This window comes from Variovorax sp. GW531-E2 (genome assembly GCF_059423125.1).
In genome coordinates this window covers 1-13083 of sequence record NZ_JBWKXQ010000047.1, presented here as the reverse complement: position 1 = coordinate 13083, position 13083 = coordinate 1, and the positions used below count along the sequence as shown (strand labels likewise).

The window sequence follows — 13083 nt, the reverse complement described above, 5'->3', positions numbered from 1 at the left end:
TAGACCGAGCGCTCGATCTATTCTGAAGGAAGCCTGAAGAAACCCTTCAGGCAACGCGCGTGGCCGCAATGCCCCGGATGGTGTCCAGCAGCAGGCGCGCGCCCTCGCCCGTCTCGCTGCCGCGCCGCACGGTCACGCCCACGGGGCCTTCGGTGCTTGCCGTGTCGATGGCCACGCGCTGGAGTTCGCCGCGCGCCACGAAGCCTTCCACCGCGCCCTGCGGCGCGAACCACACGGCGTCGGAGCGCTGCAGCAGGCCCACCGCAAAGCTGGTGTCGGTCGCCTCCACCAGCCGCGCCGGCAGCGCCAGCCCCTGCGCGATGAGGAAGGCGTCGGCCGTGTGCCGGATCAGCGTGCCCGACACCGGCAGCACCAGCGGGTAGGCGGCCAGCGCGTCGAGCGTGGGCTTGCGCCGCGACGCCAGCGGATGGCCGGGGCGCACCACCAGCAGCAGCACCTCGCTGTACAGCTGCTCGAAGGCCAGGTCGGCCATGGCCGAGGCCTGCGCCAGCCGGCCGAGCACGAGGTCGATTTCGCCCTGGCGCAGCTGCGTCATGAGCTGCGCGTTGGTACCGCTCACCACGCGCACGCGCATCGCCGGGTGCGCCGCATGCAGCCGCGCGACCGCCTCGGGCAGCAGATGCGCCGCCATGTTCGGCAAGGCACCCACCGCCACGCGCAGCTGGTCGGCCTCGGGCTGGTCCATGGCCAGGCCCAGGCCTTCGCGCAGGCCGCGCAGCGCCGACACCGCATGGCGCACCAGCACCTCGGCGGCCGGCGTGAGCTCCACGCCGCGGCGGCGGCGCAGCAGCAACTGGCGGCCCACGATCTCCTCGAGCTCGGCCACCGTCTTCGACACCGCCGGCTGCGTGAGCGACAGCGCCTCGGCCGCGCGCACCAGGTTGCGCTCCTGCGCCACCATGACGAGGCATTGCAGGTGGCGCATCTTCAGGCGCTCAAAGTTCATGGCTGACATGCGGTTCTCCTCGAAGCCAGTGGGGCGACGTGCTTTCAAATATAACCAGAGGGAATAGCTGACGGAAGAGACTTCAGTTGTGCCGCGCCGCGCAGCCTTCTAGAGTGCCGTGGATACGGAGACAGACACAGCAGCCATGACCACGATTTTTTCCTCGAAGCCTTCCTCTTCCTTTGGCGCGCGCCGCCGCCTCACGCTCGCCGCCGCCTGCGCCGCGCTGGCCCTCGGCCTCGCCGCGCCGGCCGCGCAAGCCCAGGCGAGCTACCCCGCCAAGCCCGTGAAGTTCCTCGTCAACTTCCCGGCCGGCGGCCCCATCGACATCCTCGGGCGCGCGCTGGCCGACGCGCTGCAAAAAGACCTGAAGCAGCCCTTCGTGGTCGACAACCGCCCCGGCGCGGGCGGCAACATCGGCGCCGACGCCGTGGCCAAGAGCGCGGCCGACGGCTACACCGTGCTGCTGGGCATCGACAGCACCTTCACCGTCAACCCGCACCTGTACGCGTCGATGCCCTTCGCGGCCAAGGACCTCAAGCCGCTGATGATCTTCAGCTCGTCGGGCCTGAGCTTCACCACCGCCGCCTCGGTGAAGGCCAAGACGCTGCCCGACTTCATCGCGCAGGCCAAGGCCGAGCCCGCCACCTTCAGCTCGGCCGGCAACGGCAGCCCGGGCCACATTGCCGCCGAGATCTTCGCGAGCGCGACCGGCGCGAAGATCGTGCACGTGCCCTACAAGGGCAACGCCCCGGCCGTGATGGCCATGCTCGGCAACGAGGTGCAGGCCGGCATCGTCGCCACGCCGGGCGTGCTGCCGCAGATCCAGGGCGGCAAGCTGCGCGCCCTGGCCGTCACCGGCCGCCAGCGCGCGCCGCTGCTGCCCGAGGTACCCACCGTCGGCGAGCTGGGCCTGAAAGACCTGGAGTTCGAAGTGCTCTACCTCGCCATGGTGCCGGCCGCCACGCCCGAGCCCGTGATGCAGACCCTGCGCCAGGCGCTGCACAAGGCGCTGGCCCTGCCCGAACTGAAGGCCCGCCTGGCCTCGCTCGACATGGTGCCGCTGGCCGAAACCGATGCCGCCGCCGCCACGCGCCTGGCCACGGCGCAGGCGCGCTACGGCCGCATCGTCAAGGCGACCGGGATGAAGGTGGACTGACGGCCTTGCCGCTGCGCGCCGTGCTGTTCTTCTTGCCCTGGCCTGCAGCCGCAGCAGCAGCCGCCGCCGCGTGGCGCCCCCTGTCGGCCTTGGGCAGCACCGCCTGCGCCACCATGGTTTCGGCATGCGCCTGCAGCCGGTGCAGCGCGTCGTCGAAGCGCGCGGCATCGTCCGCGTCGAGCGTGCCCATCAGCTCGGCGTTGATGCGCGTCACCAGCGGAAAGAGTTCGTCGTACAGCGCCTGCCCCGTCGCCGTGAGGCCCAGCCGCACCTGCCGCCGGTCGCCCGCCAGCGCCGTGCGCGACACCAGCCGCTTGGCCACCAGCGAGCCCACCGCCTTCGAGGTGCGCGCCCGGTCCAGCTGCGCATGCTCGGCCAGTTGCGACGAGCCCAGCTCGCCCCGGCTGGCCAGCACCGCGATCAGCCGCCACTCGCGCCGCGTGATGCCGAAGCGGCCCTCGCACAGCCGGATCACCATGCTGCCCGCCACCGCGAGCAGGCGCGACAGCCGGTACAGCAGCAGGTCGTCCAGCGGGCGGCGCGGCGGGGTGGCGGCGTCTTCGGCAGTCATGGGGCGGTGTCTCAAAAGGCCGGGTAAATCCGGGCGATGGTTGATTTGATCAATCGAATGTAGCGTCTCCAGAATCGTCCGCAGCCGCGGCCACCCGCCCCGGCCACGCACAGACCCTGCCGAACGCCGAACGAGACCCCGGAGAGATTGACGATGCCCCAGCTTCCCGACCCGACCCGCCGCCGCACCCTGACCACCCTTGGCGGGCTGGCCCTTGCCCCCCTTGCATCCTTCGCACCGCTTGCGTTCGCGCAGCAGCAACCCGCGCCCTTCACCCCCGGCCAGCCGATCAAGGTGCTCATCGGCGTGCCCGCCGGCGGCACGCAGGACGTGCTGACCCGCGCCATTGCCCACCAGGTACGCGACTCGCTCGGCCCGCTCATCATCGACAACCGCTCCGGCGCGGCCGGCCGCATTGCCGTGGACGCCGTGAAGACCGCGCCGCCCGACGGCCACACCTTGCTGCTGGGCACCGCGAGCATGATGACCATGTTCCCCAGCGCCTATCGCAACCTGTCGTACGACCCCATCAAGGACTTCGTGCCGCTCGTGAACGCCGCGCGCTTCGAGCTGGCGCTCACCGTGCACAAGGACGTGCCCGCCAACACCCTGGCCGAGTTCATCACCTGGGCCAAGGCGCAGGGCGACAAGGTGAGCTTCGGCTCGTACGGCGCCGGCACGCCCTCGCACTTTTTGGGTGAAATGCTCAACCGCGCGGCCGGCCTGAAGATGGTGCATGTGCCCTACCGCGGCTCCACGCCCGCGCGCCAGGACGTGATGGGCGGCACCGTGCCCGTGTACTTCGACACCATCGGCGGCGCGCAGCAGATGCTGCCCACCGGCCGCGTGAAGGTGCTGGCCACCAGCGGCGACAAGCGCTCGCCGCTCATGCCGCAGCTGCCCAGCTTCGTGGAGAGCGGCTACAAGGACGTGGTGGCCACCGCGTGGTTCGCCTACTACGCGCCGCTGAAGACGCCGGCGGCCACCGCCGAGAAACTGCGCACCGAAATCATCCGCGCCGTGAACAGCCGCGACGTGCGCCAGCTGCTGCTGCAGAACGGCATGTACCCCGTGGCCGACGGCCCCGAGGCGCTCGTGAAGACCATGCGCGAAGACATTGCCCGCTGGGCCGGCATCATGAAGGCCGTGAACTTCCAGGCCAACGACTGACCGACCGATCGACAACAAGGACACACCCTTCATGATCCCGCGCGCCCTCCCCGCTTTCGCTTCTTCCTTCAACCCGGCTCGCCGCCGCCTCGCCACCGTGCTGGCCATGGCCGGCCTCGTGGCGGCCATCGCCGCCCCCACGCTCGCGCGCGCACAGGCCGCCCAAGCCGCACTCGACAGCCCGCTGCGCATCGTCGTCGGCTACGCCCCCGGCGGCGCCACCGACCGCGTGGCGCGCATCGTGGGCGACAAGCTCGCGGCCCAGCTCGGCGTGCCCGTGATCGTCGACAACAAGCCCGGCGCGGGCGGCCGCCTGGCCGCGCAGCAGGCCAAGGCCACGCCCGCCAACCAGAACGTGCTGATGCTCGCCAACCCCGCCGTGATGGTGGTGGCGCCGCTCGTCTTCAAGGACAACGGCTACGACGCCGAGCGCGACTTCGTGCCCGTGTCGCACGTCAACGCCTACGACTTTGCGCTGGCCGTGTCGCCCACCCTGCCCGTGCGCGAGCTGAACCATTTGCTCGCATGGATGCGCGCCAACCCGCAGCAGGCCAACGTGGGCGTGCCCGCCACCGGCAGCCTGCCGCACTTCTTCGGCCTCATGGTGGGCGAGAAGGCCAAGGTGCAGACCCAGGTGATCGGCTACCGCGGCTCCGCCCCGCTGCTGAATGACCTGATCGGTGGCCAGGTGCCCATTGCCGTCGACACCGAAGACGTCGTGCTGCCGCAGCACACCGCCGGCAAGCTGCGCATCCTGGCGCTGTCGGGCGAAAAGCGCTCGCCCTTCGCGCCGAATATTCCCACCTTCAAGGAAGCCGGCCTCGACCTCGCCGCCACCGGCTGGAACACCTTCTTCGCGCCGGCCAGCATGCCCAAGGAGAAAGTCGAACGCCTGGCCACCACCATCCACGCCGTGATGCAAGACCCCGACACCCAACGCAAGTTCAAGGACGCCGGCATGACGCCGGTGGTGAGCACCCAGGCGCAGACCGCCGCGATGCTCAAGGCCTACAAGGCGCAGTGGGCCCCGGTGGTCCAGAAGTCCGGCTACCAGCCCTGATCGAAAAACCTTCCGACCTATGACGACACGCAGCACCCGCCCCAACATCATCTTCATCGTGGCCGACGACCTCGGCTATGCCGACCTCGGCTGCTACGGCGGCCGCGAGGCACCTTTTGGCCGCGTGTCGCCCGTGCTCGACGGCCTGGCCGCCAACGGCTTGAAGCTCACGCAGGGCTACTCGAACTCGCCCGTGTGCTCGCCCACGCGCTTCGCGATGATCACCGCGCGGTATCAGTACCGCCTGCGCGGCGCGGCCGAAGAGCCCATCAACAGCCGAAGCCGCGGCAGCACCACGCTGGGCCTGCCCACCGAGCACCCCACCCTGCCGTCGCTGCTGAAAGACAGCGGCTACAAGACCGCGCTCATCGGCAAGTGGCACCTGGGCTACCCGCCCAGCTTCGGCCCGCTGCGCTCGGGGTATGAAGAATTCTTCGGCCCCATGTCGGGCGGTGTCGACTACTTCACCCACTGCGACTCGGCCGGCCGCCACGACCTCTGGTACGGCGAAGAAGAGCACAAGGACGACGAGGGCTACCTGACCGACGTGCTGTCGAAGCGCGCCGTCGACTACGTCGAGCGCATGGCCACGCAAGAGGCGCCCTTCTTCCTGAGCCTGCACTACACCGCCCCCCACTGGCCGTGGGAAACCCGCGACGACGCCGACAAGGCGCCGCTCGTGAAGGACAACCTGTTCGACCTGTCGGGCGGCAACATCCACGTGTACCGCCGCATGATCCATCACATGGACGAAGGCATCGGCTGGATCATGGCCGCGCTCGAAAAGCACGGCATGGCCGACAACACCCTCCTCGTGTTCACCAGCGACAACGGCGGCGAGCGCTTCTCGGACAACTGGCCGCTGGTCGGCGGCAAGATGGACCTGACCGAAGGCGGCATCCGCGTGCCATGGATCGCGCACTGGCCCAAAGTGATCGCCAAGGGCGGCGAGAGCACCCAGCTGTGCATGACCATGGACTGGTCGGCCACCATGCTCGACGCCGCCGGCGTGAAAGCCGACGCGGCGTACCCACTCGATGGCGTGTCGCTGATGCCCGTGCTGAAAGACGCCACCCACACCTTCCGCCGCCCCCTGCACTGGCGCATGAACCACCGCGGCCAGGAAGCGATGCGCGACGGCGACTGGAAGTACCTGAAGGTCGACGGCAACGAGTACCTGTTCAACATTCCGGCCGATGAGCGCGAACGCGCGAACCTGGGGAAGAAGGAGCCGCAGCGGCTGGAGGCGATGCGGGCGCAGTGGCAGGCTTGGAATGCGACGATGCCGGGGATTCCGGAGGATGCGACTGTGAGTTTGGGGTATTCGGTTAAGGATATGCCGCAGAGGTGAGCTTCTTGGTAGCGACGAATTTTGATTTGTTCGCGTTGTCGTAGCCCGACTACGACTAGGCAAACAAAACGAGGTGCGTCAACGCAGTGACAAGTGTCGTTGCGGCAATTGCACCTCTACTGCCACCGCGTGCAACTCAGGTGCTGCGCCAAGCCTTGTCGCGCGGGCTTGGCGAGCCCCATACAAGCACAGCTAACGGTACCCATCCCGGTCCGTATCAAGCACCTGTGCGCCGCTCACAGATTCGCCAGCGCGAACAGCGTGACGCTCTGCACGGTGTTCTTGCTCACCCCGCGCTAGCGCGCTTTGGTAGACCGGAGCTGCTGCTTCACTACCCGCAACGGGTGCTCGACCTTGGCCCGAATGCCAGCCTTCATCTTCTCCACTCGCTCGGCCATGAACTCGGGCTCGATGAACGAGCTCAACGATCTGCACTTTTCTCAGATCACGCAAAGCTCGGACCCATTTTGCAGAACTTCCTTAGAAGCAAAACTTTTGCCCACAAGCAGATGTGAATTGCTATGCTTGCCTCCGCTTCGGAGGAGGCGAACTAGATATTTCATTCATAGAAAGACCAAATGAATCAGGCGATTGCTAAGGGAAGCGACGAGAAGTTTTGTTCAGAGTGTGGTTCGATCATCAAGCTTCGCGCTGAGATCTGCCCCAAGTGCGGAGTTCGCCAACTGCCCGCGCCTGGCGCGAACCTTCTTGGCCCTACCACCCGCGCTGGCAGGAGCAAGTTTGCCGCCGCAATGTGTGCTCTCTTTCTTGGCGGGTTCGGTATTCACAAGTTCTATTTGGGCCGGACAGGATGGGGCATCGTTTATCTCCTGTTTTTCTGGACATTCATTCCGGCCATCGTTTCATTTTTCGAGGCCATTTACTTGCTGCTAATGTCAGAAGAGACATTCGAGACGAAATTCGGCTAGCGCGATTTTTTCCTTCCCGTCACCCGCCCCTTTCAATCGAACCAAGCTAAACAGGGCAAAGTCTGTCGGCTTTGAGAGTGACAGGCGCGAGAAGGAGCAGGTACACCGTGGGGCAAGTCATTGGCTCCATCAGGCAGACCAAGTTCGCCCTGCCGATCTAGCGGGAGGTCGACGGCAACAAGTACCTGTTCAACATTCCGGCCGATGAGCGCGAACCTAGAGAAATAGGAGCCGCAGCGACTGGAGGCGATGCGGGTGCAGTGGCAGGCGCGGAATGCGACGATGGCGGGGATTCCGGAGGATGCGACTGTGAGCCTTGGCTATTCGGTTAAGGATATGCCGCGAAGGTGAAACGCGAGTGCCGGAAACTCATCGCTGGAAAGCGGTGATTTCCGAGCGGCCCTTGGATGCGGCGACGTGGTTGGTCGTCGACGAAGACGTTTGAGTTGCCGAGCGATCTCTGTGTGGCCCAGCGGCGTGGATCAGGTACTCCGCTCCGCCAAGCAGTCACCGACGAGTGCGAAGGTCCAACGCGTCGATGCGTTCCAGCCGGGACACTACGAGTTCCACTTCAACCCGGTCGAACTCGTCCCGGTCCTCCTCCTCGTGCGTTCCGCCGTTCAGGTATTTCCACGTCAGGTTTGAGGCGCTAAGGATTTCCTCCAAGGCCTCGCGTAAGGGCGCTTTGCTGGGATGGTCGAACGTAGCGCTGTCGCGAAGCTTGATGCGGATCGCGTCGCACAGGTCGCGAACGTTGAGCGGCGACGTCGGACCATGCATCGTTAGCCTGAGCTCACCCAATTCGTGCGAGCTCAGCCACTTCCAAGCCTTGTTCGACAGCATCTCTAAGGCGCGTCTGGAATTCGCCAGTGCATCGCGCAACTGAAACCTGCCGAGGTCGTTGCGGGCCTTGTCGATATAGGCGCTGCTGGGAACGTCTCGGTGCACACGGGGGTGATGGTCGCCTTCGTGGTGCGTGAGGGCGTATTCCTGGCAATCGCCGCGCCGCTCTCGTGGGATGGCGTTCTTGACGTCCTTGATGAACTCGGGGCTGTGGCACGTGACCAAGATCTGCGTTTCGAGGAAGCGTTCACTGGCGAAGACCGTCTCCTTTATTCCGTTGCGATGGTCGTGGTCGATCGCGTTCACGGCATCGTCGAAGATCAATAGCGGAGAACCAATACTCGTGGCCTTGGCCAGAAGGATGGCAAGTCCGAGGCATCGAATATGACCCTCGCTTAGTACCTGTAACGCGTCAACACGCCGCCCGGGGGCGCCACGAAAAGCGAGTTGGATACGCTGCTCTCCGGTGAGGGGCAAGTAGAGGTGGGCGAGCTTGTCCTCGTCGCGATCGCCGCGGTTGAAGTCGTTATAGAGATCGCGCGCCATATCGCCCAGGCCTGCAATCAGCAGGCCAGGCAGTTCATTTCTGAAACGGCGCAGGTAGGGAAGGAACGCGTCGTACGCGGCGCGGATCGGCGCATCGCGCAGGATGTCGATCCGCTCCTGCTCGACTTCGGCGATGAGGCGCGTATTTGCCGCGTCGAAGGCAGCGATGGTTTCACGCGCGGCAGCCGCGTCGTCGACGATCCTCTGGCGAGCCTGCTTCCTTTGATCGATGTGGCGTTGGCGCACAAGGAGACTTTCGCGTTCAGCGGCGAGTTCGGCTCGGCGTTCGAGTTGCGCCTGAGTATTCTGGTCTGCGGCGGAGACGCGGTCAGCCACTTCGAGAAGCTGTGCGAGAGATCCCAGCCCATCTGCCTGCCCGACCTCCGACAGATAGATGCCTGTCCACCACTTTTCGCCCTCTGGCTGCGCTGAAAGCAATTCAAGGTGTCGACCAATGGCCGTGGCTTCCTCGCCTTGCCTCACGATAAAGCTGGAGAGCTTCTTCAGCCTTGCGCGCAGTTCCGTCGAAGCCGTCATCAACTCGCCTTGCTGCCGAGTTTGGCGTTCTTCCAGTTCGGCGAGTTCACGGAGTTCAGCCACTCCCTCGCGCGCCTTCACGAACGGGTTGCGAGCCACGCGGTCCAACTGGGTTTCGCAGGCGGGACACCGATCGACGCTTTCGGCCTCTAACGCCACCACCGCCCCATACAGTGCTCGGAAAGAGACTTGGCTTGCGCGGCGCTGCAACTCGCGTGTGGTTGGGGACAGCGCATCCGCGGCGATGTTGGCACGTTCAAAAGCGGCCTCGACGTTGGCTCGGTCCACGCCAATCACCGCCCCTGGCGCGGCGTTGAGCAATCCGTCCAGTTCGGCGATCCGGCCAGGCGCTTCCGTCGATCCGATGATCTCCTGTAGGCGGGCGAAGGTGGTCTCGAATCTGAACGCTGCGGCGTAGGCCTCATTTTCTGCGTCGTGCTGGGAGAGTTTCTCGGCTTCGCTATTCACCGTCGCGTGGTCCCGCGCGAGAGCCTCCTGTTTGAGCCGCAACTCTCTTTGCTTCCGAGCTTCGATGACCAAGACGGGATCAATCTGATCGTTGAAACGGCTGCAGAAATCGTTGAACTTCTCCATGCCGAACAGCGTGGCGATCAACTCCGCCCGTTGCCCAGTTGGGCGCTGTGCGATCCGGGAGAAGGCATCAATCCGATTCTTTTCAATGAAGCAAAAGCGGTAGAGGTCCGCGTTTGCACGAACAGGCGCTTCCCGGCGATCAAAGCCAGTCGCCACGAGCCTTGGTTCCACGAAGCTGCCAGCATGGATGTTGCGAAGGTACGCTGTCTCGTCGAGGCGCTTCAATCCGGCCTCTTCAACCGACCCCAACATGGCACGCTCGATCGCCTCGCAAATGCTGGATTTACCCGCACCGTTGGGCCCATAAAAGAGGACAACCCGGCGCTGCAGGTCGAAGACCTCCTCGCGCACGAAACCGCGAAATGGACCGACCGTCAAGCTACGAAGCCGCGCCCATGGCCACTCCGCCGTTTGGTCTTCGTCCTGGCCCTCCGGCATACCCGCTGCAGTCGCCGCCAAACTTCGGCGAGCGAGGACGGCCAGATGGGTGGCTCGCGCATTACGTTGGGATGCCGTTTCAGCGACGGCCTCGAAGTCGCCGAACACCATGTTCGCGAATTGCTTGACATGGTCTGGGGCAGCCGGTTGCAGCGAATGTAGCCACCGCAAAAAGCGAACGTAGTCCTGCTCGGCTGTAGCCATGCGCGTCTCCTCAGTGCCTCATTCACCAATTCTAGGGGCCGCGTCACCAAGCCGGGCTGCGATGCTGCCACGCTTTGATCGTCGCACTACGCAATGCACTCTTTCTATCGCTCAGAGAGACTGGCAAATAGCTCGTCAATTGACAGGTTGATCGCTGCTCTCTTCATCTGAAAAACGGAGACTTCGCCGACCTGCGCTGGTTGCCGCTCTTCCTGCTCCTTAAGGTCAAGCTCGTGCTGCTCAAGTTTCATCATCTCCGTGGGATATTCCGATCCCAGCATGATTTCGATCAGCTCCAAGCTGCGGCGCTCGGACTCGACATCATCAGCGCTGGCCGATCCTTGGACCACGTAATCGACGATGTCCGCGAGCACTTTGTCCATCGATGTGCGTTCAGCTGCAGAGGGCCAGTCCTCTGCGAGATTCCAGAACCCGTCGATCAGTTCCCAGACTGCGTTGATTTCGAGGAATTCCGCGGCTTCGTCCGCGATCAGTTGATGGAAGGCGCCTCGCATCGCCTCCATGCAGCGCCAAACCTCCTCCTCCGGCCATTCCGAATCATCGCGAATCCATCGGGCCACATGTTTGAGGGTATTGGCGGTGTAATGCGAGATGCATACGTGCCGCATTAAGTTGGCCCAATAGGATTGGCGCGCCAGTGCTTCGCGCACTACTTTGCCTTTCGCATCATCAGTCCCAACCGCCTTATCCAGCTTCAGAAGCGCCCACACGCGATTGGCGGGACCAGAGTGGTCGGCGATCGACCAGCGATTCCTACCGCGGGACGCTGGTGGAGGGCTCAGAAAGTGGTCGGATTGGGGGTTGATCACTTCATACGCGCATTCTCGAAGCGAGGCGTAGACCGCTGACAAGTACGCTCGCGGCATAGAGGAAGCATGAGATTCGAGATACTCCAGCAGGTTGTTAATTTGCCCAAGAGAGAGAACAGCGCCCACCGAGACCCGTAGCATTCCAAGATCATTCTCTAAGCGCTGCTCAATAAACTCCTCCACAGACGGGTTCTGGAACGAAACATCAAGTCCCGCCTCGAACTCCCACGCTTCAATCCGATCAATAAGCAAGAAATTTCCGTCCAGTTGCTTCAACGCTTTTTCGAACTCGAGCTGACGCTCTTCCTCTGCAGTTCCAGACTGAAGACGCGCGCAGGCCGATTGAAACTCCCGGATCGTTGCCCGCCCACCAAAGGTCCATAGGACGGTCAAGAGTAGCCGCGCGAGAGGACTAATCTCATTCTCAAAGGGGTGGCGCCAGAGATCCTTCGGATTGTCGAACTCATTCGTCACATATTTCAAGAACTCTTCATCGGTGAGCGACTGGCTGTTTGCGGCCTTGCTGATCGACTCCACCACGCGCGGGCTGAAGTGGCGATGCGAAACGATAGTCCGATAGGCACGCGAAGCGACAAACGCCTCCAAGCGGCTGTCGGGAAGGTCGGAGAAATAAAGGTGATTGAAGACCATTCGTGCGCGGTGTTCGTCGCTGTACCGCTTTAGCAGCAGCGTGTACGTATTCATCTCCCGGCTCTTCTCACCCAACAAGCCAGAAGCTCGTTTGGCATCCTCGAGGATGTACTCACGAGTAGTTAGAACGACACGCAGATGGGAGGAACGCGCAGCGGTATCCAGCAGCGCGAAAAGTGATCGATCTTCATCCTGCTGCAACTTGGACTCGTTGAACCGGACGCGCCCGAGGAAATCATCCAGCACCAGGAAAAGCTTTCTCCCGTCATCTCTCGGCTCGCCGAGCACCCGCCAGGCATCGCGCACCGTCGTCGTCCAGACAGCCTCGTAGCCTTCTGCCACGTACCTCGACATCATCATGCGCGCTAAGGTTGACTTACCTATACCGGGGTTGCCCAAGATGAGTAGGTGTCGGCGCTGCTGCAGCACTTCAAGCGCATCCTTCACACCATCGTGAACCACAAGGCGAGAAATCAGATCGCGGGCGGCGTCCAAGTTCGCGTTGGACAGAGCGAAAACGTCGGCGTGCAGGACCTGGCGTAGCACCTGCGTGCCCGAGATCCACAGTTTGAAGTGTGCCGTGACAACCTCGGGATGCTGCCGCAGGAGCCCGTTCAGTTCGGCGCATCCGTAGATGTCATGTGGCCCCTTGCACCACGGCGAGACCGCATCCACGAGTTTGTCCTTCTGGTGCGAAGAGAGTGGGACCGACGTAACCACGACGTACCGCTCCGGCTGGAGTCGACCGAGCTTTGGCAGTTCCTTCTTCAAACTGCGCTCGAGCGCAGCATACCGATCGGCGGCATACCGCTTGCATTGCACGATGACACTCGGTTGGCCCGGAAGGGTGCGCGAGTGACGAAGATCAATCCCGCCGTCCTTACCTGCCTTGAAGATTTCCAGCGGCCCGCCACCCCATTCCTTTGAGAGCAGGTCAGCACTAAGCGCCTCAAAGTCCTCTGGCGCGAGCGTCATGAAGTCGTAGCTCACCACTCACTCTCTTCCTGTTGTTTAAGACCAGTTGCACCGCCATGAAGGCTGAGGGTTTTGTGGAGCATAGCGTCGCGGCCACGCATTTCCCGATTGCCTTAGGGACAACAACGCAAAGGGCGCCATGTCGAGCGAGAAGCCGACGACTCTCGCCCCTTGCTGCACTGAAGAAGATGGGATAGTGAGCCGCCACCGGTCACAAAGATCCAGCGGCTGACCAGCAATCCCTACCCCCTCCCACTC

At 63.8% G+C, this 13083-nt stretch carries 9 protein-coding genes and 2 pseudogenes; 6 read left to right on the top strand and 5 right to left on the bottom strand.

The window, feature by feature from the left end:
• Positions 1-46 precede the first annotated feature (46 nt).
• Positions 47-976 carry a pca operon transcription factor PcaQ gene (pcaQ, locus tag AC07XP_RS23135; protein ID WP_495265979.1) on the bottom strand — a complete coding sequence of 310 codons (930 nt, stop codon included), beginning with the start codon at positions 974-976 and terminating at the stop codon, positions 47-49.
• Positions 977-1112: 136 nt separating this feature from the next.
• On the opposite strand from pcaQ, the gene AC07XP_RS23130 reads away from it, so the two are divergent.
• Positions 1113-2126 (top strand): tripartite tricarboxylate transporter substrate binding protein, encoded by a 1014-nt coding sequence (locus AC07XP_RS23130; RefSeq protein WP_095746123.1) that lies wholly within the window; start codon positions 1113-1115, stop codon positions 2124-2126.
• Here AC07XP_RS23130 and AC07XP_RS23125 read toward each other — a convergent pair.
• Positions 2098-2697 (bottom strand): MarR family winged helix-turn-helix transcriptional regulator, encoded by a 600-nt coding sequence (locus AC07XP_RS23125; protein WP_143599084.1) that lies wholly within the window; start codon positions 2695-2697, stop codon positions 2098-2100. The two genes, AC07XP_RS23130 and AC07XP_RS23125, sit on opposite strands and share 29 nt — an antisense overlap.
• A 153-nt stretch (positions 2698-2850) precedes the next feature.
• Between AC07XP_RS23125 and AC07XP_RS23120 the strand changes: the two genes are divergently transcribed.
• The 3 genes from AC07XP_RS23120 to AC07XP_RS23110 all read left to right on the top strand — a co-directional run bounded on the left by AC07XP_RS23120 (position 2851) and on the right by AC07XP_RS23110 (position 6278).
• Entirely contained in the window at positions 2851-3867 is a 1017-nt protein-coding gene (locus AC07XP_RS23120) for a Bug family tripartite tricarboxylate transporter substrate binding protein (RefSeq protein WP_495265978.1), read from the top strand.
• A gap of 106 nt (positions 3868-3973) precedes the next feature.
• Entirely contained in the window at positions 3974-4927 is a 954-nt protein-coding gene (locus AC07XP_RS23115) for a Bug family tripartite tricarboxylate transporter substrate binding protein (RefSeq protein ID WP_307589085.1), read from the top strand.
• A gap of 19 nt (positions 4928-4946) precedes the next feature.
• Positions 4947-6278: a sulfatase family protein gene (locus AC07XP_RS23110; protein ID WP_495265977.1), complete on the top strand. Its 1332-nt coding sequence runs from the start codon at positions 4947-4949 to the stop codon at positions 6276-6278.
• A 299-nt stretch (positions 6279-6577) separates the two neighbouring features.
• Here the strand turns inward: AC07XP_RS23110 and AC07XP_RS23105 are convergent.
• Positions 6578-6673, bottom strand: a pseudogene (locus tag AC07XP_RS23105) (IS5/IS1182 family transposase); the annotation flags it as partial.
• A 183-nt stretch (positions 6674-6856) separates the two neighbouring features.
• On the opposite strand from AC07XP_RS23105, the gene AC07XP_RS23100 reads away from it, so the two are divergent.
• Both AC07XP_RS23100 and AC07XP_RS23095 read left to right on the top strand, forming a co-directional pair.
• Positions 6857-7207 (top strand): TM2 domain-containing protein, encoded by a 351-nt coding sequence (locus tag AC07XP_RS23100; RefSeq protein WP_495265976.1) that lies wholly within the window; start codon positions 6857-6859, stop codon positions 7205-7207.
• 164 nt (positions 7208-7371) lie between these two features.
• Positions 7372-7558 (top strand): annotated as a pseudogene (locus AC07XP_RS23095) (twin-arginine translocation pathway signal protein); the annotation flags it as partial.
• Positions 7559-7714: 156 nt separating this feature from the next.
• Here the strand turns inward: AC07XP_RS23095 and AC07XP_RS23090 are convergent.
• Positions 7715-10369, bottom strand: coding sequence for an AAA family ATPase (locus tag AC07XP_RS23090; RefSeq protein ID WP_495265975.1), 2655 nt, complete (start codon positions 10367-10369; stop codon positions 7715-7717).
• 104 nt (positions 10370-10473) lie between these two features.
• Positions 10474-12840, bottom strand: a complete 2367-nt coding sequence (locus AC07XP_RS23085) for an nSTAND3 domain-containing NTPase (protein WP_495265974.1) — start codon at positions 12838-12840, stop codon at positions 10474-10476.
• Positions 12841-13083: the final 243 nt, after the last annotated feature.